We start from the raw sequence: 18,590 nt of genomic DNA, 5'->3' as shown, positions 1-18,590 counted from the left end.
CATTTGCTTTGAGACTACGGCACCGGCATCGCGCGCGGATTGCGGTGGAAGCGACTTGAACTCGCCATCCAGTTCGGCAACGGTGCGCCGTCGCGATGCCGCCCACCGGCGGCGGCCGCCGCCCAAGCCACCACCGCTCCGATCAGGGTCGCGGCTGCGACCGAGAACGCGACGATGATCGAGTTGCGCCGCGCCCGGTTGATGGCCGTCCTGGACTCCGCGATCAGCGCATCGACCCGTTTTTCGGAATCGGGCGCCGCAAGACCCGTGAGCGCGGCCACCTGCTGCACGAGATAGGCCCTGTCGTCGGTGGTGACGCCGCTGTGGCTGGACGACGTCATCAGGATGCGTCCCGCTTCGGCGCGCGGTTCACGAAGGTCCGTGTTGGGCGGGCGACGCGGGGCGCGGAACAGCTTGTCGAGCTCGTAGCTCAACAGGGGCTCGGCCGCGGACGTGTTACCGGCCGAGCTGCGCAACGGCGAACGGTCAACCACCGATGCGCCGAGCAGCGCGAGCAGAGCCGCTCCGAGCAGTACGGCGAGCGCCCAGGACGTCAGCCCATGTAGCCCATCCCGCCGCTCGCCGTCGTCCTCGATGGTCGCCAGCGCGGGTGCCGGCCGCGTGGTTCGTCCGGCGATGTAGCCGCCGAAGCCGAAGCTGACGATCGCCTGGATCATCAGATACAGTCCGGAGAGCAGCGCCAGCGCAGCGGAGGCATCGCGCCAAGTCGGCGAGGCCGAACTGACACCAAGGCCGATGGCAACACCAAAGCTCAGCAGGATGAACGACATTGCGCCCGCCGCAAGCGCACCTGCGAACACCGAGCTCCACTGGATGGTTCGGGGAGCCTCGCCCTCCAGCCCGCCTTCCATGATCTCTTCGCGCACAAGAGTTTCGACCGTCATCGCGGCGCTCTCAGCGCAAGCCGAAGAACGACAGGATCGCCATGATGACCACGATCAAGCCGATCAAGTAAATCAGTCCGTCCATTGTTGGTCCTCCTCGGTTTCTTCCGGTCGCTAATCGCGAGGTGTGAGGAACGTTCCTAATTGGACAGAGCGGCGGGAACGAACTGCGGAATTGATGGTTATCGGCTCAAGTCCCAAGGATAGAGATTGTGAGCACACGAGGCCTCAGCCCGTTCGGGCTGGGGCCTTTTCGCGTTGCAACCAGCTTGCCCGTGCCTGTCCTATGTTAACGACGAAGGAGCCGGGATCATCAAAGATGCGATCGGGGCGGACCCTCCAGATCAGGAGCACCGCGTGGATCGCAGAACCGCGTGCCTGCATCAGGCGAATGCATTCCGGGAGAAGGCTCTCGCCGATCCCGAGCACCACGACCAATGGATCGACGAAGCCATCAAATGGTTGGAACGGGCGATGGAAGCGAGCTGTCACGCCGTCACGACCATGGCGGCAGACGACGTTCCGGAGGCGGCCCCCCAAGCCATGGTCCCGCATCCGCGCGTCGTGACCCGCCAATAGCCGGCGACGTAAGGGCCGCTGCGGCAATTGTTCCAGTGACGTAACAATGTTGCGGGTCGACACTGTTCCCGCGCCCATGCTAGGCCGGGCACAGACCGCAACCAGAGAGACGTCGTGCTCGCAAACCGCCAGCCCTCAGGATACTGCCGCCCGCGCAACTGGCGCGGGCTGCTGTCCGTGCTGATCGCGGCCGTCTATCTGCTGGCGAGCGCGCTGCACGGCTCGCATGACATCGACGTCACCACACCCGGCGGCGGCTCGGAGATCGTGGCGGCCCTTGATTGCCCCGCAGGCCACAGCGACCACAAGGTCATCGGAAGCCATCACTGTCATGGCTGCTTTTCGCTCACGGTGACACAGCCGGCACCGTCGACCGCATCGGTCGCGCTTGTTTCTGCAGCGAGCCCGCAACGTGCACCCCGGCTCGCCGGAATTGTCCTCGACACCGACTCGCCGCCTCCCAAACATATGGCCTGAACGGATTGGTCGGGCGTCCCGCGCCCATTGGGTTCATCCTTCACAGGTCGGCTTGATGTTTTTCAGAGGAATGGCCGCGCGTCTGGCGTGCGCGGCGGCGTGTCTGATTGCCGGACTCGCAATTGCGCCGTCTCACGCCCAGACTTTGACGATGCGGAGCGCGTTGTCGCGCGCACTGGCCGCAAGCCCGCGCCTGACGGCGGCCGAGCGCGACGTCGGCATCGCCACGGGACAGCGCATCCAGGCAGGCGCCCTCTTCAACCCGGAACTGTCCTACGAACAGGACGATTCCTTCGGCTCCGGCAGATATCGCGGGACGCGATCGGCCGAGACCACGCTGCAGATCAGCCAGGCCTTCGAGCTGTTCGGCAAGCGCGATGCGCGGATTGCCGCAGGCGTCGCCGGCGTCGAAGTGGCCGCGATCCAGCGCAAGGCCGTCAGGCTGGAGGTGCTGTCGGAGACCGCGATCGCCTTCCTCAGCGTGCTCGGCGCGCAGCGGCGCATTCAGATCCTCGACGAGCAGATTGCCGCCATCGACCGCCTGACGCCGCTGCTGCGCCGCCGCGTCGAGGCCGGCGCCTCCTCGCCCGCCGAGACCGGCCGTGCCGAGGTCGCCTCCGCTCTGGTGAAAGCCGATCGCGAGCGCCTCAAGGCGACGCTGGCCAGCGCCCGGCGCGAGCTTGCGGTGCTGATGGGCGATCCAGCCGCGAAATTCGGCGAGGTGTCCGGCCGGCTCGACACCACGGGACGGCCGCCCACCTTCCAGGCGGTGGTTGCCGCCATCGATGCCAATCCGCAACTGGTACGCTGGACCGCCGTTTACGCGCAGCGCAATGCCGAGCTGCTGCTGGCGCGGCTCAAACCCTATCCCGACGTGCGGATCGCCGCCGGCTGGCGCCACTTCAACGAAACGGGCGACGATGCGGCGCGCCTGACCGTCTCCGTGCCGATCCCCGTGTTCGACCGGAACCAGGGCAACATCCTCTCGGCGCAGGAAAGCCTCGCCAAGACCAGGGCCGAGCGCGAGGCCAACCGCAACACGCTTATCGTGATTGCCGGCCGCGCCTATGACTCGGTCCAAGGCTCGCTGCGCGAGCTCGCCGTGCTGCGTGAGACCGCGATCCCCAAGGCCGTCGAGGCGTCCGAGGCGATCTCGCAGGGTTACGGCCAGGGCCGCTTCACCCTGCTCGAGGTGCTCGACGCCCAGGCCAGCGTCACCCAGGCGCGGCTGCGCGAGCAGGAGGCGCTGCAGAATTTCCATGCCGGCGTTGCGATCATCGAGGGCCTCGTCGGCAATCCCTTCACGCTGGCGCGGGAGAGCGCACGATGAGGACCTTCTCCACCCTTCTCGTCGCCATCGTTGCCGCCGCGCTCGGTGCTTACGGCTATTCCCTGCTCGCCCCGGCCAAGCTCGCACACTCCGAGCATGCCGAGCATTCCGAAAAGAAGCCGAACGACCATGTCGAGCAGGACGAGCACGGCGCCGACCGCATCCGGATCTCCGACGTCAAGCTCGCGGCCGCGGGCGTCACGCTGGCCGAAGCCGCGGGCGCCACGCTGACCGACACCCTCGCCTTCAACGGCATCCTGCGCGCCAACCAGGAAGCCGTGGTGCAGGTGACGCCGCGCTTTCCGGGCGTCGTCAAATCCATCCTGAAGCGCATCGGCGACAAGGTCGCCAAGGACGATCTGCTCGCCACGATCGAGAGCAACCAGAGTCTCACCGTCTATGAGCTGAAAGCGCCGTTCGCCGGCACCATCATCGAGCGGCAGATCTCGCTCGGCGAATACGCCTCCGAGCAGAAGCCGGCCTTCGTCGTCGCCGACCTCTCCACCATCTGGGTCGATCTGTCGATCTACCGGCAGGACTTGAGGCGCGTCCGCATCAACGACGAGGTGCTGATCGATCCCGACGACGGCCGCGGCGAGATCAAGGGCACGATCTCCTACATGGCGCCGATCGGCAGCAGCGAGACCCAGACCGCGCTGGCGCGCGTGGTGCTGCAAAATCCGGACGGGCGCCTGCGTCCCGGCCTGTTCGTCACGGCGCGGCTGATCCTCGCGGCCCGCAACGTCGCCGTTGCCGTGCGCCGCAGCGCGATCCAGACGCTGGAGAACAGGACCATCGTGTTCGTCCGCGAGGACGGCGACAAGATCGAGGCGCGCCCGGTCGAAACAGGGGATTCCGATCCGAGGTTCGTCGAGATCAAGGCCGGGCTCGCGGCCGGCGAGCACTACGTCGCGGAGAACAGCTTCGTCGTGAAGGCGGAGATGGGCAAGGGCGAGGCCGAGCATGATTGAGCGTCTCATCGCCGCCTCGCTGCATCAGCGCTGGCTGGTCCTCCTGCTCGCGCTCGGCGCCGTCGCCTTCGGCGCCTGGAATTTCCAGCGCCTGCCGATCGACGCCGTGCCCGACATCACCAACGTCCAGGTCCAGATCAACACCCGCGCGCCCGGCTATTCACCGCTCGAGACTGAACAGCGCATCACCTTCCCGGTCGAGACCGCCATGAGCGGGCTGCCGAAGCTCGATTATACCCGCTCGCTGTCGCGCTACGGCCTCAGCCAGGTGACGATCGTCTTCAAGGACGGCACCGACATCTATTTCGCCCGCCAGCTCGTCGGCGAACGCATCCAGCAGGTGAAGGACCAGCTCCCGGCGGGCGTCGAGGTCGCGATGGGGCCGGTCTCGACCGGCCTCGGCGAAATCTTCATGTACACCGTCGAGGCCAAGGCGGGCGCCAGGACGCAAGGCGGCCACGACTATTCTCTGACCGATTTGCGCACCGTGCAGGACTGGATCATCCGGCCGCAGCTCCGCAACGTGCCGGGCGTGGTCGAGGTGAACACCATCGGCGGCTTCGAGCGGCAATTCCACGTGCTGCCGGACCCCGGCAAGCTGATGGCCTACCGGCTCGGCTTTCGCGACGTCATGACGGCGCTGGCCGCCAACAATGCCAATGTCGGTGCCGGCTATATCGAGCGCAATGGCGAGCAATATCTGGTGCGCTCGCCGGGGCAGGTCGGCAACATCGCCGAAATCCAGGACATCGTGATCGGCTCGCGCGGCGGCAATCCCGTCAGGATCAGGGACGTCGCGACCGTCGTCGAGGGCCGCGATCTGCGCACGGGCGCGGCGACGCGAGACGGCGAGGAAACCGTGCTCGGCACCGCCATGCTGCTGATCGGCGAGAACAGCCGCAGCGTCGCCCGCCGGGTCGCAGCCCGCATCGAGGACATCGCCAAATCGCTGCCCGAAGGCGTCGTGACGCGGACTGTCTACGATCGCACCGATCTCGTCGAGGCCACCATCCGCACGGTCAGGAACAATCTGCTGGAAGGCGCGGCGCTGGTGGTGGCCGTGCTGTTCCTGATCCTCGGAAACATCCGCGCCGCACTGGTCACCGCCTGTGTCATTCCGCTCTCGATGGCGATGACGATCACCGGCATGGTCGAGACCAAGGTCAGCGCGAACCTGATGAGCCTGGGTGCGATCGACTTCGGCATCATCGTCGACGGCGCCGTCATCATTGTCGAGAATTGCCTGCGCATGCTGGCCGAGGCCCAGCGCGAGAAAGGCCGCCTGCTCACGCTCCCGGAGCGGCTGCGGGCGATCCAGCGCGGGTCGAGCGAGGTCATCAAGCCTAGCCTGTTCGGAACACTGATCATCGCCGTGGTCTACCTGCCCGTGCTGACGCTGACCGGCGTCGAAGGCAAGATGTTCACGCCGATGGCGCTGACCGTGCTGATGGCGCTCGGCGCCGCCGTGCTGTTCTCCATCACCTTCGTGCCGGCAGCCGTTGCCATCTTCGTCACCGGCAAGGTGTCCGAACACGAAAACCTGTTCATGCGGGTCGCCAAGCGCGCTTATCTCCCCCTGCTCCGCTTTGCCATCGACAACCGGGCCGCGGTCGCCGTCATGGCCGTGGTCATCGTGGTTGCGAGCGGCATCGCCGCCGCGCGCATGGGTGGCGAGTTCATTCCGAGCCTGGACGAAGGCGACGTCGCGCTGGCGTCGATCCGGATTCCCGGCACCAGCCTCACCCAGTCGCTGGACCTGCAGAAGGCCTTGGAGAAGCGCATCAAGCAGATCCCGGAGGTGAAGGAGTTCTTCACCCGCATCGGCACCGCGGAGATCGCGACCGACCCGATGTCGCCGGCGCAAACCGACGGCTACATCATGCTCAAACCGCGCGCCGAATGGCCCGACCCGGACAAGCCGAAAGCCGAGGTGATCGAGGCGATCGACCATGCTGCTGACGAGATTCCGGGTAGCGCCTATGAGATCTCCCAGCCGATCCAGTTCCGTGTCAACGAGCTGATTTCCGGCGTGCGCAGCGATGTCGGCATCAAGGTCTTCGGTGATGACCTCGACATCCTGCAAGGCGCTGCAAGACAGGTGGAGGCCGCGATCCGCGGCATCCGCGGCGCCAGCGACGTCAAGATCGAGCAGGTCGCGGGCCTGCCGATCCTCACCGTGCGGCTCGACCGCCAGGCGCTGGCCCGCTACGGCCTCAGCGTTGCCGAGGTGCAGGGCATCGTCGAGATCGCGGTCGGCGGCAAGTCGGCCGGCAAGCTGTTCGAGGGCGACCGCCGCTTCGACATCGTGGTTCGCCTGCCCGAGCATCTGCGCGGCAATCTCGAGGCGATCCGGGCGATTCCGATCCCACTGCCGCCCGGTGAGGAGGCCACGGTCAACGCGCCGCTCCGCACAGCATTGTCCGCCTCTTCCCTCACCCAGATGCGCTATGTGCCGCTGTCGTCGGTCGCAACCGTCGATGCGACGCCCGGCCCCAACCAGATCAGCCGCGAAAACGGCAAGCGGCGGATCGTCGTCACCGCAAATGTCCGCGCGCGCGACCTCGGCTCCTTCGTGGCCGAGGCCGAGGCGGCCGTGGCCGAGAAGGTCAAGCTGCCGCCGGGCTACTTCATCGGCTGGGGCGGACAGTTCGAGCAGCTGGTCTCCGCGACCAAGCGGCTCACCATCGTCGTGCCGGTGGCGTTGCTGCTGGTGTTTCTGCTGCTGTTCATGGGCATGGGATCGGCGGCGGATGCGGCGCTGGTGTTTTCAGGCGTGCCGCTGGCGCTGACCGGCGGCGTCGCGGCGCTGCTGCTCCGCGACATTCCCTTGTCCATCAGCGCCGGCGTCGGCTTCATCGCGCTGTCGGGCGTCGCCGTTCTCAACGGGCTCGTGATCATCGCCTTCATCGAGCGTCTGCGCAGCGAGGGACGATCCGTTGCGGAGGCCGTGCGCGAGGGCGCACTGACGCGGCTGCGGCCGGTGCTGATGACGGCCCTCGTCGCCTCCCTCGGCTTCGTGCCGATGGCGCTCGCCACCGGTGCCGGCGCCGAGGTGCAGCGACCGCTCGCGACCGTGGTGATCGGCGGCATCATCTCCTCCACCATGCTCACCCTCTTGGTGCTGCCCGCGCTCTATGTGCTGTTCCGTCGTGACGTAGCGCGGGAAGCGCCTACAATGGGGCCCGACATGGCAGCTTCCGGGGAGCGCTAGAGGTGGGAAGCCACGACCATCACGGTCATCACCACCATGACCATGCCGGCCACGCCCATGATCATGGTCTTGGCCATGCGCATGTCCATGCGCCCGCCAGCTTCGGCAAGGCGTTCGCGATCGGCATTTCGCTCAACACCGCGCTGGTCGTGGCCGAGGCGATCTACGGCTATGTCGGCAATTCCACCGCACTGCTCGCTGACGCCGGTCACAATCTTTCCGACGTGCTCGGCCTGGTGGTGGCCTGGGGCGCCTCGATCGCAGCGCGACGCGCCCCGAGCGGCCGCTTCACTTACGGCCTGCGCGCCTCCACGATTCTCGCGGCCCTTGCGAACGCGGTATTCCTGCTGGTCGCAACCGGCGCGATCGGCTGGGAAGCGATCCTGCGCCTGCAGCAGCCGGAGCCCGTCGCAGGCGTTACGGTGATGGTGGTCGCCGGCATCGGCATCCTCATCAACGGGTTCACCGCCCTGCTGTTCGCGGGCGGACGCAAGGACGACATCAACATCGAAGGCGCGTATCTGCACATGGCGGCCGACGCCGCCGTCTCGCTCGGCGTCGTGGTCTCGGCGGCGCTGATCATCTGGACGGGCTGGCTCTGGCTCGATCCCATCACCAGCCTCGTCATCTGCGCGACCATCCTCTGGAGCACGACGAGCCTGCTGCGCGGCTCCATCGACATGTCGATGGCGGCAGCGCCCAAAGGCACCGACCTCGCCGCGATCAGGGCGTTCCTGCTCGCGCGGCCGGGCGTGTCCGCAATCCACGATCTCCACGTCTGGCCGATCTCGACCACCGAGACGGCGCTGACCTGCCACCTCGTCATGCCCGCAGGCAGCGGCGACGCATTCCTGATGGAGACGGCGCAGCTCTTGAAGGCCTCCTTCCGCATCGGCCACACCACGCTCCAGGTCGAGACGCATCCCGACAACGGCTGCGCTCTGGCGCCGGATGATGTGGTGTAGAGGGATGCGTGGCCGCTCCAGTCTCCGCTGTCGCCCCGGATCGGCGCTGCGCGGGGACGACGCCGAGTTTGCGGCAACAGTGCACGCCACAACGTCACGGAGCAGCGAATTCGCTACCCCGCCTTCGCCGTCACGATCCAGATCGAGCCCTGCAATGCCACGCTCTGCCCCTTCAGGAACGGCGTCAGCATCTCGCGGATCGACGCCTTGGCGGCCTCATAGGTCTCCGGCGGATGGCCCTGGAGTGCACGGCTGGCGGGCCCGATCTGGAGCGAGCCGTCGACCGCCGCGTCGAGGCCGCCGCCGATCGCAATGTCCATTGCGAAATTGTGCGGCTCCATCGCCACGTCCACGAAGCCTGCGCCTTTCAGGATGCGCATCACGCGCTCCTCCGAGGCGAAGGCGAACGGGCCCGGCTCCTCCGGCCCGACCGGCGGCATTTTCGGCACGTGCTTGTAGACCGCCATCAGCGGCGCCATCATCCAGGGATTCTCCTTGGGCTCGCGCCAGCAGGCGAAGGCGAGCCGCCCGGATGGCTTCAGCGCACGGCGGAGATTGGCGAAGGACGCAATGGGATCGGCGAAGAACATCACGCCGAAGCGCGACGCGAGCAGATCGAAGCTCGCGGGCTCGAACGGATAGACGGTCGCATCCGCCAGCACGAAATCGAGCGGCAGGCCCTTCGGCGCAAACGCACGCGCCTGCGACAGCATCGGTTCGGACACGTCGAGGCCGAGCGCAAAGCCATCGGGCGCCACCGCCTTCGCGAAGGCAAAAGTCGTCGCGCCGGCGCCGCAGCCGACGTCGAGAACGCGCTCGCCGGGCCTCGGCCTGGCGCGGTCGATCAGCACGTCGGCAATGGGGCCGAGCAGGTTCTCCTGCGCCGCATGGCGGTCGGCCCAGCGCTGCCCGCTCGGCCCGTTCCAATAGGCGATCTGGTCGGCGTTTTGCTCGTGTCCGCTAGGCTGTTGCATTGGGGGCCTCCATCGCTGCGCTGCGAGGTCATACCACGCCGGAAACAGGTCAGGCGGTCAACTGAGGTCGGGGCGCAATGTCACCGCCCCCTTGCTCCAACACCCGTGGCAAGGCTAAAGAGGCGCCGTGGGGCGGTTAGCTCAGCTGGTTAGAGCATCTCGTTTACACCGAGAGGGTCCGCGGTTCGAATCCGTGACCGCCCACCAGGCTTCCCTCTTCGTCCGCTGCTACGGCTCGGCAAGCCCGACCTCAATCCCCCGGCCTTCCCGGCAGCATTGGCACGGCGTCGATCCACACCGCCGCCGACTGGCACCAGATCTGCCGGGCGGGGCGCAATTGGTCGCGCTGGCGGATTGAGCCCCAGCGGATGCCCCAATCGTCGGCCTGGTCGCCCTCGCCGCTCGTGAACAGCGGGGAACCGCAGTCGGCGCAGAAGTGCTGGAAGCGCATCCGGCCGTTGTCGCCGCGCTTGCCGTAGATCTTTGGCGTGCCGGCGGTCAGGCGGACATCGGCCGCGGAACAGATCGCGGTGACCCGGAACGGCGAGCCCGTCAGCGTCTGACAGTCCCGGCAATGGCAGACCGAGACGGTCTCGGGGTCGATCTCGGCTTCAAAGGTGATCTGCCCGCAATGGCATTGCCCGTCGATGTGCATCGTCTCCTCCCCTTCCCCCAAAACAAAAACGGCGCCCGAAGGCGCCGTTTTATCATCTTTCGCCGAACCTCAGTGCGCGGTCAGGCCGCCGGCGGCCTCGTCGCCGTCCGACTTCACCGTCACCTTGGTGTCCTCTTCCCAGACGATCGGCACGGGCTTCCTCACCAGCGCCTTGGCGATGACGTCGTCGAGGCGCGAGACCGGGATGATCTCCATGCCGCCCTTGATCGCATCGGAAATCTCCGTGAGATCCTTGGCGTTGTCCTCGGGGATCAGCACCGTCTTGATGCCGCCGCGGGCCGCCGCCAGCAGCTTCTCCTTCAGGCCGCCGATCGGCAGCACGCGACCGCGCAGCGTGATCTCGCCGGTCATCGCGACATCGTGGCGGACCGGAATGCCGGTCATGACCGAGATGATCGCGGTGGCCATGGCGACACCGGCGGACGGGCCGTCCTTCGGCGTCGCGCCCTCCGGCACGTGCACGTGGATGTCGCGCCGGTCGAACAGAGGCGGCTCGACGCCGTAGTTGATCGCGCGCGAGCGGACGTAGGACGCCGCCGCCGAGATCGACTCCTTCATCACGTCACGCAGATTGCCCGTGACCGTCATCTTGCCTTTGCCGGGCATCATGACGCCTTCGATCGTCAGCAGCTCGCCGCCGACATCGGTCCAGGCAAGGCCGGTGACGATGCCGACCTGCGGCTCGCTCTCGATCTCGCCGAAGCGGTACTTCGGCACGCCGAGCAGCTCTTCCAGAGTCTTCTCGGTGACCTTGACCGACTTCTTCTTGGAGATCATCAGCTCCTTCACCGCCTTGCGGGCGAGTGTCGAGAGCTCACGCTCCAGGTTGCGCACGCCCGCTTCGCGGGTGTAGCGGCGGATCAGAAGCAGCAGCGCGTCGTCGTCGATCGAGAACTCCTTGGAGTCCAGGCCATGCTTGGACACCGCGTTCGGGATAAGGTGCTTGCGCGCGATCTCGACCTTCTCGTTCTCGGTGTAGCCCGCGATCCGGATGATCTCCATGCGGTCCATCAGCGGGCCGGGAATATTCAGCGTATTCGCGGTCGTGATGAACATCACGTTGGACAGATCGTAGTCGACCTCGAGATAGTGGTCGTTGAACGTCGCGTTCTGCTCGGGGTCGAGCACCTCGAGCAAGGCCGAGGACGGATCGCCGCGGAAATCGGCACCCATCTTGTCGATCTCGTCCAGCAGGAACAGCGGATTTGACGACTTCGCCTTGCGCATCGACTGGATGATCTTGCCGGGCATCGAGCCGATATAGGTGCGGCGGTGACCGCGGATCTCGGCCTCGTCGCGCACGCCGCCGAGCGAGACGCGCACGAATTCGCGCCCAGTCGCCTTCGCGATCGACTTGCCGAGCGAGGTCTTGCCGACGCCGGGAGGTCCGACGAGGCACAGGATCGGGCCCGTCAGCTTGTTGGCGCGCGACTGCACCGCGAGATACTCGACGATGCGTTCCTTGACCTTCTCGAGCCCATAGTGATCCGAATCCAGGATGGCCTGCGCAGCCTCCAGGTCCTTCTTCACCTTGGACTTCTTGTTCCACGGAATCGACAGCAGCCAATCCAGATAGTTGCGCACGACGGTCGCTTCCGCGGACATCGGCGACATCTGGCGCAGCTTCTTCAATTCATGCTGCGCCCGCTCGCGCGCTTCCTTGGAGAGCTTGGTCTTGGAGATCTTCTCTTCGAGATCGGCGAGCTCGTCGCGACCATCGTCGTCGCCGAGTTCCTTCTGGATCGCCTTCATCTGCTCGTTGAGATAATACTCGCGCTGGGTCTTCTCCATCTGGCGCTTGACGCGCGAGCGGATGCGCTTCTCGACCTGCAGCACCGAGATCTCGCTCTCCATCAGGCCCAGCACCTTCTCCAGGCGCGTGGTGACGGACAGCGTCTCCAGGATGCCCTGGCGGTCGGCGATCTTGACTGCGAGATGCGAGGCAACGGTGTCGGCGAGCTTGGCGAAGTCGGTGATCGCCTGCACGACGCCGACGACCTCGGCCGAGATCTTCTTGTTGAGCTTCACATAGCTCTCGAAATCGGACACGACCGAGCGCGCCAGCGCTTCCGCCTCGACCGACTTCGCATCGGTGTCGGCGAGCGCGACCGCGGTCGCCTCGTAATAGTCGGCGCGATCGGTGTACTTCGCCACGCGCGCACGCTCGAGCCCTTCGACCAGCACCTTCACGGTGCCGTCCGGAAGCTTCAAGAGCTGGAGCACGCTGGCAAGCGTCCCGGTCTCGTAGATGGCATCCGGCGCCGGATCATCGTCGGACGCGTTCTTCTGCGTCGCGAGCATGATCAGCGCATCGTTCTTCATGACCTCTTCGAGCGCGCGGATCGACTTCTCGCGGCCGACGAAGAGCGGCACGATCATGTGCGGGAAGACGACGATGTCGCGCAGCGGCAGCACGGGATAGGCGTGCGTTTCGCCATGGACGATGGTTGGCCGGGGTTTGGGATTGGTCATGGCCTTTTCCTTTTGCTTTGCCCCCTTGCACGCAGCCCGCTGATGATGCGCAACCGCCACAAGGTGCCGAGGTGATCCGCAGAACCGATCGGTCCTCTACGAGTTGGACCGGCTCGCCGGATGGACTGAGGCGAATCTTGAAGAGAATTTTCGCTCGCCGCCGACATTAGGTGGCTATCGACCCGGGGGGTGTCAAGTCATTGAAAAACGCGCGCCATCAGGCGCTTACGCACGCAAACAAGCGACGCAACACCGGCTGCGGAGATACAGTTCCGCAGCCCATCTTGAGGGGAGGATTGGAGCGCTCCAGCGCCGCCAGATCAGGCGCTGGCGTTCTCGACGGCGCGATCGGATCGATCGGCATAGATGTAGAGCGGACGCGCCGTTCCTTCCACCACTTCGCGGGAAATCACGACTTCTTCCACACCTTCCAGGCCCGGCAGGTCGAACATGGTCTCGAGCAGGATCGCCTCGAGGATCGAGCGCAACCCACGCGCGCCGGTCTTGCGCTCGATCGCCTTGCGGGCAACCGCGCCAAGCGCCTCGTCGGCGAAGGTCAGCTCGATGTTCTCCATCTCGAACAGCCGCTGGTATTGTTTCACCAGCGCGTTCTTCGGCTCGGTCAGGATCTTCTTCAGCGAGGTCTCGTCGAGGTCCTCGAGCGTCGCCACGACCGGCAGACGGCCGACGAACTCGGGGATGAGGCCGTACTTCAGGAGGTCCTCAGGCTCGACGTGACGGAAGATCTCGCCGGTACGGCGATCCTCCGGCGCCAGCACCTGGGCACCGAAGCCGATCGAGGTCGACCGTCCGCGTGCCGAGATGATCTTCTCAAGGCCGGCGAAAGCGCCGCCGCAGATGAAGAGGATGTTGGTGGTATCCACTTGCAGGAACTCCTGCTGCGGATGCTTACGGCCGCCCTGCGGCGGGACCGAAGCCACCGTGCCTTCCATGATCTTGAGCAGCGCCTGCTGCACGCCCTCACCCGACACATCGCGCGTGATCGAGGGATTGTCGGACTTGCGGCTGATCTTGTCGATTTCGTCGATATAGACGATGCCGCGCTGGGCGCGCTCGACATTATAGTCGGCGGCCTGGAGCAGCTTCAGGATGATATTCTCGACGTCCTCGCCGACATAGCCGGCTTCGGTCAATGTCGTCGCATCCGCCATCGTGAACGGCACGTCCAGGATGCGGGCGAGCGTCTGCGCGAGCAGCGTCTTGCCCGAGCCGGTCGGACCGATCAGCAGGATGTTCGACTTCGCGAGCTCGACGTCGTTGTGCTTGGTCTGATGGTTGAGGCGCTTGTAGTGGTTGTGCACCGCGACCGACAGGACCTTCTTCGCATGGCTCTGGCCGATCACGTAATCGTCCAGCACCTTGCAGATTTCCTTCGGCGTCGGAATCCCGTCGCGCGACTTGACCAGCGAGGACTTGTTCTCCTCGCGGATGATGTCCATGCAGAGCTCGACGCACTCGTCGCAGATGAAGACCGTGGGACCCGCGATCAGTTTGCGGACTTCGTGCTGGCTCTTGCCGCAGAACGAGCAATATAGCGTGTTCTTGGAGTCGCTCGTGCCGACCTTACTCATTCCTGTCTCCGTCCGCGGTTCGATCCCGTTCCGCTCGATCGCTCCATTCCGACACGATGGCCGGCATGAAGCTTAAGTAGAGCAAATTCCGTACCAAAAAAGACCCTACGCATTACATCCCGTGCGAATCACGGTCACTCGATTCTCCCGCGATCATAGCCGATCAGTCGTAGCCAACCATGCTGTCACCCGACTATCAAGAATTCGCTAATCGGACGCCGCCGGCTACCCGTGACAATACCGTGATTTCCGGTCTTGGCACGGACGAAGTGATCGAAATCACCCCGGCGTTGCTGGATTGCCACGAAAAGAGCACGAAAGCGGAACTTTCTGCATGTCGCAGCGCGCAAAACCCCGTTTTGCGCCGCGCGCACCCGCACCTAACGTGGACGCACCCCGACGGGTCCACGGCGATCTGAGGGACCGCCGTGACGACCCCGTAGTGCTACGGAGTCTTTGCCTGCGCCGGCTCCTCGGCGCGCTTGTCGATGACCTTGTCGACAAGGCCGAACTCCTTGGCGTCGTTCGCGGTCAGGAACTTGTCGCGTTCCAGCGCATCCTCGATCGACTTGTAGGTCTGTCCGGTGTGCTTCACGTAAATCTCGTTGAGCCGCTTCTTCAGGTTCAGGATCTCCTGGGCGTGCAGCATGATGTCGGTCGCCTGGCCCTGGAAGCCGCCGGAGGGCTGGTGCACCATGATGCGCGCGTTCGGCAGCGAGAAGCGCATGTCCTTCTCGCCGGCGCAGAGCAGCAGCGAGCCCATCGAAGCCGCCTGCCCGGTGCACAGCGTCGAGACCGGCGGGCGGATGAACTGCATGGTGTCGTAGATCGCAAGGCCCGACGTCACCACGCCGCCCGGCGAATTGATGTACATCGAGATTTCCTTCTTCGGATTTTCCGCCTCGAGGAACAGGAGCTGTGCGACGATCAGCGTCGACATGCCGTCCTCGACCGGGCCGGTCACGAAGATGATCCGCTCCTTCAGGAGGCGCGAGAAGATGTCGTAGGCGCGCTCGCCACGGTTGGTCTGCTCAACCACCATGGGCACGAGGTTCATGTAGGTTTCAACCGGATCGCGCATGAGTCACCTAGTGTTTCGGAGACGGACATCGCCGGGCAGGCTTGCCAAAGTTTGGCTGGATTTGCCGGGAGGCGAATGGACGTCCTGTGATGCAGGAACTTGGTAAGAAGTAGAAGGCGTAGCGACAGATATAGCCCATTTCGCTTCTGACAAGTGCGCAGCGCATTAAGGCTTAATCCGTAGGGGCAGTTGAAGCTGATTCGCACAAAGAGGCCCAGCCGGCCACCTGGCTAGCTGGGCCTCTTCGTTGATCATCATTAATAGATGGCTGCCTCAAACCCCTCAGGCTGCGGTCTTTTCCGCGTCGTCGTCCTTGTAGAGGTCCTCGCGCGAGACCTTCTTCTCGGTCACGTTGGCGAGCTCGAGGATGAAGTCGACGACCTTGTCCTCGTAGATCGGGGCACGAAGCTGGGCCAGCGCCTGGGCGTTGTTGCGATAATAGTCCCAGACCTCCTTCTCGCGGCCGGGCATCGAGCGCGCGCGCTCGATCACGGCGCGGCCGACCTCGTCGTCGGTCACGGTGATCTTGTTCTTCTCGCCGATCTCGGAGAGCACGAGGCCAAGCCGCACGCGGCGATCGGCGATCTTGCGGTACTCCTCCTTGGCGGCGTCCTCCGTGGTGTCCTCGTCGGCGAAGGTCTTGCCGGCGGAATCCATCTCGGCCTTGACCGAGTTCCACATCAGATTGAACTCCTCGTCGATCAGCGAGGGCGGCGCCTCGAAGCGATGCGCCTCGTCGAGACGGTCGAGCAGCGCGCGCTTGACGCGCTGGCGCGTCGCCGTCGCGAACTCGGCGGAAAGGCGCTCGCGCGCGGCTTCCTTGAGCTTGTCCAGCGATTCCAGGCCGAGCGACTTGGCGAATTCGTCGTCGATCGCAAGGTCCTGCGGCGCCTCGATCAGGGTCGCGGTGGTCTCGAACTCGGCCGGCTGGCCGGCGAGCTTGTCGTTCATGTAGTTCTTGGGGAACGACACCTTCAGCGTGCGGGTCTCGTTCGCGCCGATGCCGATCAGCTGCTCCTCGAAGCCCGGGATGAAGGTGTTGGAGCCGATCACGACCTGGATGCCTTCGCCGGTACCGCCCTCGAAGACTTCGCCGTTGATGCTGCCCTTGAAGTTGATGGTGACGCGGTCGCCCGAGGCAGCCTTGGCACCCTCGCCCTTGTCGGCAAAGGTGCGGTTGGAATCGGCGATGCGCTTGATCGCTTCATCGACATCGGTGTCGGTGACGTCGGCGACCGGCTTCTCGACCTGGAAGGTCTTGAAGTCAGCGAGCGCGATCGCCGGCACCACTTCGATCGCGACCGTGTAGGTCAGATCGGTCTTGCCGCTCAGCAGCTCCTCGACATCCTTCTGCTCCGTCGGCATGGTGATCTTCGGCTCGGTCGCGAGACGGAAGCCGCGTTCGGAGAACAGCTGCGTGTTGGTGTCGCGAATGGTCTGGTCGATGGTTTCGGCCATCACGGAGCGGCCATAGACCTTCTTCAGGTGCGCAACCGGCACCTTGCCCGGACGGAAGCCGTTGATGCGGACCTTGTCCTTGAGGTCGACGAGCTTGGCGCCGGCCTTGGCATCGAGATCGGACGCGGGAACGCTGATCTTGAACTCGTGCTTCAAGCCTTCCGAGAGGGTTTCTGTGACCTGCATGGCGTCCAATCTTCTTCTCGTTCGGTCCCGGCACGTCGCGCGTCGGGACGCTGTCATTAATCGATCCGGCGCGAGGCAAACGCCTCACCACCGGTGTTCATCGGACCGGCTCCAGACGGATGATCATCCGCGAGGAGCAGGTCTCGTAATCCGTGCAAACGCGATAAGCGCTTGGTGCGGGCGGAGGGACTCGAACCCCCACAACTTTCGTCACTGGAACCTAAATCCAGCGCGTCTACCAGTTCCGCCACGCCCGCGTGAATTTGCATCAAGACCGGCCGCGATGCCGCGGGCGGCCGGGCTTATAGCATGTGCCTGACTGTTCGCAGCAAAAAAATGGCTGGTTGGAGGCATGCTTCAAGTAGGCACGATGGCTGGACTTATCCAGCGCGGCATGATCCGGATCGACCCATGAAACCGCGGATTCTCGACCCGACCCGACGTGAGGTTTTGGCCGGTCTCGGGGCCTCGGCGGCCGGGTTGATGTCCGGCGGCGCAGGGCCGCATGTGACCGCGCAGCTTGCGCTTCAGGCAAGGCCGGCAACCCTGGCTTCGACGGCGGGACAGCCAGCTACAGCAATCTGGGAGCTGGCCGCCATAAGCCATCTCGGGACCGTCCGTCTCAAGCGCGGCGACCGCTGCGAAGTGGTGTTTCGCAACGACCTGCCTGTGCCACTTGCGCCGGTCTGGTACGGCCTCAATGGCCCGACTGCCGCAGACCCGCTGCGAGGGCGCGCGCCCGCCGCACCCGACACGACCGAAACATCAATTATTTCAACGCCAAACGCGGGAACCCTACTGGCGGACTTCCGTCTCTTCGAGGGCAGCCTGAAGCAGCCTGCCCGCCCGCTCCCGATCATCGTGGCCGAGACCGGCCGGGTTGCCGCCGACCGTGACGAGGTCCTGTTGATCGAAGAATGGCGTCTGCGGCCGGATGGCACCGCGGTCCCGCCGGGCCAGGCCCCGAAGGACGCGACGCCGCTCTACACGGTCAATGGCAGAACTTCATTCGAACTCTCAGCCGCGGCCAATGAGCGGCTGCGGCTACGCTTCATCAATGGCTCCCAACGTACTGTTCTGGCAATCAAATTGGGAAGCCACGAGGTCCGCGTGATGGCCCTGGACGGCCAGCCGGCCGAGCCGTTCCCCGCCCGCAATGGCGCCCTGGTGCTGGCCCCGGGGGCGCGAGCCGACGCATTCGTGGATGCGGCGACATCGGCCCCATTCCTGCTCCATGACGGCAAGGAGGCGCGCCAGGTCGGAAGCCTCGCCATCTCCGGGAAGCTGGAGCGCGCGCCGCTGTTGCCGCCGCAGCCGCTGCCTTCAAACGACCTTCCCGAGAAGCTCGATCTGAGAGGCGCCCTGCGGTTCGATGTCGCGCTTGGCGCGGCCGACGCCGCCTGGACGCGGCCCGCGAATTTCTCCACGGCCTCCGCCCCCATCTTCCCCGCCAAGACCGGCCGCACCGTCGTGCTGACGCTGAAGAACGCCGGTCCGATCGCCACCATCTTCAATCTGCACGGCCACCATTTCCGCCTGCTCGACACGCTCGACGACGGCTGGAAGCCCTATTGGCTCGACACGCTCGCGATCGAGCCCGGCCAGACCCAGCGCATCGCGTTTGCAGCGACCGCGCCCGGGCGATGGCTGATCGAGTCGGTTGTGACCGATTGGGCCGCACCACGTCTGGTGCGCTGGTATGGGGTGGAGTGA

The 18,590-nt window shown here is 65.3% G+C and carries 15 protein-coding genes and 2 tRNA genes; 9 read left to right on the top strand and 8 right to left on the bottom strand.

Annotation, left to right across the window (positions count from 1 at the left end; all coding sequences use genetic code 11):
- Positions 1-14: 14 nt before the first annotated feature.
- A complete protein-coding gene (locus XH96_RS18395; protein ID WP_194393692.1) occupies positions 15-905 on the bottom strand; it encodes a phage holin family protein in 891 nt (296 codons plus the stop codon).
- 357 nt (positions 906-1,262) lie between these two features.
- On the opposite strand from XH96_RS18395, the gene XH96_RS18390 reads away from it, so the two are divergent.
- The 6 genes from XH96_RS18390 (at position 1,263) to XH96_RS18365 (ending at position 8,438) form a co-directional block, all read left to right on the top strand.
- Positions 1,263-1,484 carry a hypothetical protein gene (locus XH96_RS18390; protein WP_194393691.1) on the top strand — a complete coding sequence of 74 codons (222 nt, stop codon included), beginning with the start codon at positions 1,263-1,265 and terminating at the stop codon, positions 1,482-1,484.
- Positions 1,485-1,598: 114 nt separating this feature from the next.
- Entirely contained in the window at positions 1,599-1,961 is a 363-nt protein-coding gene (locus XH96_RS18385; protein WP_194393690.1) for a hypothetical protein, read from the top strand.
- A gap of 55 nt (positions 1,962-2,016) precedes the next feature.
- Positions 2,017-3,291 carry a divalent metal ion exporter subunit IhpA gene (gene ihpA, locus XH96_RS18380; RefSeq protein WP_194393689.1) on the top strand — a complete coding sequence of 425 codons (1,275 nt, stop codon included), beginning with the start codon at positions 2,017-2,019 and terminating at the stop codon, positions 3,289-3,291.
- The gene (ihpB, locus tag XH96_RS18375; RefSeq protein WP_194393688.1) at positions 3,288-4,262 is read left to right on the top strand and encodes a divalent metal ion exporter adaptor subunit IhpB; all 975 of its coding nucleotides are present in this window, start codon (positions 3,288-3,290) and stop codon (positions 4,260-4,262) included. Before ihpA ends, ihpB begins: the two co-directional genes overlap by 4 nt.
- Positions 4,255-7,473, top strand: a complete 3,219-nt coding sequence (locus XH96_RS18370; protein ID WP_194393687.1) for an efflux RND transporter permease subunit — start codon at positions 4,255-4,257, stop codon at positions 7,471-7,473. Before ihpB ends, XH96_RS18370 begins: the two co-directional genes overlap by 8 nt.
- A gap of 2 nt (positions 7,474-7,475) precedes the next feature.
- Entirely contained in the window at positions 7,476-8,438 is a 963-nt protein-coding gene (locus XH96_RS18365) for a cation diffusion facilitator family transporter (RefSeq protein ID WP_194393686.1), read from the top strand.
- 113 nt (positions 8,439-8,551) lie between these two features.
- Here XH96_RS18365 and XH96_RS18360 read toward each other — a convergent pair whose 3' ends face one another.
- Complete coding sequence (locus XH96_RS18360; protein WP_194393685.1) at positions 8,552-9,412, bottom strand: class I SAM-dependent methyltransferase; 861 nt, start codon at positions 9,410-9,412, stop codon at positions 8,552-8,554.
- Between the two features lie 130 nt (positions 9,413-9,542).
- Between XH96_RS18360 and XH96_RS18355 the strand changes: the two genes are divergently transcribed.
- Positions 9,543-9,619, top strand: a tRNA-Val gene (locus tag XH96_RS18355).
- Positions 9,620-9,662: 43 nt separating this feature from the next.
- Here XH96_RS18355 and XH96_RS18350 read toward each other — a convergent pair.
- The 3 genes from XH96_RS18350 to clpX all read right to left on the bottom strand — a co-directional run bounded on the left by XH96_RS18350 (position 9,663) and on the right by clpX (position 14,152).
- On the bottom strand, positions 9,663-10,067 hold the full coding sequence (locus XH96_RS18350) for a GFA family protein (RefSeq protein ID WP_194393684.1): 405 nt from the start codon (positions 10,065-10,067) through the stop codon (positions 9,663-9,665).
- A gap of 69 nt (positions 10,068-10,136) precedes the next feature.
- Positions 10,137-12,560, bottom strand: coding sequence for an endopeptidase La (gene lon, locus XH96_RS18345; protein ID WP_194393683.1), 2,424 nt, complete (start codon positions 12,558-12,560; stop codon positions 10,137-10,139).
- A 320-nt stretch (positions 12,561-12,880) separates the two neighbouring features.
- Complete coding sequence (clpX, locus tag XH96_RS18340; RefSeq protein WP_008547851.1) at positions 12,881-14,152, bottom strand: ATP-dependent Clp protease ATP-binding subunit ClpX; 1,272 nt, start codon at positions 14,150-14,152, stop codon at positions 12,881-12,883.
- Positions 14,153-14,331: 179 nt separating this feature from the next.
- On the opposite strand from clpX, the gene XH96_RS18335 reads away from it, so the two are divergent.
- Positions 14,332-14,571, top strand: coding sequence for a hypothetical protein (locus XH96_RS18335; RefSeq protein ID WP_194393682.1), 240 nt, complete (start codon positions 14,332-14,334; stop codon positions 14,569-14,571).
- A gap of 26 nt (positions 14,572-14,597) precedes the next feature.
- Here XH96_RS18335 and XH96_RS18330 read toward each other — a convergent pair whose 3' ends face one another.
- From XH96_RS18330 to XH96_RS18320, 3 genes are all read right to left on the bottom strand, one after another.
- Positions 14,598-15,233 (bottom strand): ATP-dependent Clp protease proteolytic subunit, encoded by a 636-nt coding sequence (locus XH96_RS18330; protein WP_194393681.1) that lies wholly within the window; start codon positions 15,231-15,233, stop codon positions 14,598-14,600.
- A gap of 282 nt (positions 15,234-15,515) precedes the next feature.
- On the bottom strand, positions 15,516-16,877 hold the full coding sequence (gene tig / locus XH96_RS18325) for a trigger factor (RefSeq protein ID WP_194393680.1): 1,362 nt from the start codon (positions 16,875-16,877) through the stop codon (positions 15,516-15,518).
- Between the two features lie 172 nt (positions 16,878-17,049).
- Positions 17,050-17,134: transfer RNA gene (locus XH96_RS18320), tRNA-Leu, on the bottom strand.
- Between the two features lie 154 nt (positions 17,135-17,288).
- Between XH96_RS18320 and XH96_RS18315 the strand changes: the two genes are divergently transcribed.
- Positions 17,289-18,590, top strand: coding sequence for a multicopper oxidase family protein (locus XH96_RS18315; protein ID WP_194393679.1), 1,302 nt, complete (start codon positions 17,289-17,291; stop codon positions 18,588-18,590).

The organism is Bradyrhizobium sp. CCBAU 51765 (assembly GCF_015291725.1).
Taxonomy (GTDB): Bacteria; Pseudomonadota; Alphaproteobacteria; order Rhizobiales; family Xanthobacteraceae; genus Bradyrhizobium; species Bradyrhizobium liaoningense.
Note: the sequence above shows the minus strand (reverse complement) of the source record. Positions and strands in the feature narration are given on the sequence as shown.

Coding starts and splice junctions, on each gene's coding strand:
- XH96_RS18395 (WP_194393692.1), bottom strand. CDS start 905: ATGACGGTCGAAACTCTTGTGCGCGAAGAGATCATGGAAGGCGGGCTG.
- ihpA (WP_194393689.1), top strand. CDS start 2,017: ATGTTTTTCAGAGGAATGGCCGCGCGTCTGGCGTGCGCGGCGGCGTGT.
- ihpB (WP_194393688.1), top strand. CDS start 3,288: ATGAGGACCTTCTCCACCCTTCTCGTCGCCATCGTTGCCGCCGCGCTC.
- XH96_RS18370 (WP_194393687.1), top strand. CDS start 4,255: ATGATTGAGCGTCTCATCGCCGCCTCGCTGCATCAGCGCTGGCTGGTC.
- XH96_RS18360 (WP_194393685.1), bottom strand. CDS start 9,412: ATGCAACAGCCTAGCGGACACGAGCAAAACGCCGACCAGATCGCCTAT.
- XH96_RS18350 (WP_194393684.1), bottom strand. CDS start 10,067: ATGCACATCGACGGGCAATGCCATTGCGGGCAGATCACCTTTGAAGCC.
- lon (WP_194393683.1), bottom strand. CDS start 12,560: ATGACCAATCCCAAACCCCGGCCAACCATCGTCCATGGCGAAACGCAC.
- clpX (WP_008547851.1), bottom strand. CDS start 14,152: ATGAGTAAGGTCGGCACGAGCGACTCCAAGAACACGCTATATTGCTCG.
- XH96_RS18335 (WP_194393682.1), top strand. CDS start 14,332: ATGCTGTCACCCGACTATCAAGAATTCGCTAATCGGACGCCGCCGGCT.
- XH96_RS18330 (WP_194393681.1), bottom strand. CDS start 15,233: ATGCGCGATCCGGTTGAAACCTACATGAACCTCGTGCCCATGGTGGTT.
- tig (WP_194393680.1), bottom strand. CDS start 16,877: ATGCAGGTCACAGAAACCCTCTCGGAAGGCTTGAAGCACGAGTTCAAG.
- XH96_RS18315 (WP_194393679.1), top strand. CDS start 17,289: ATGAAACCGCGGATTCTCGACCCGACCCGACGTGAGGTTTTGGCCGGT.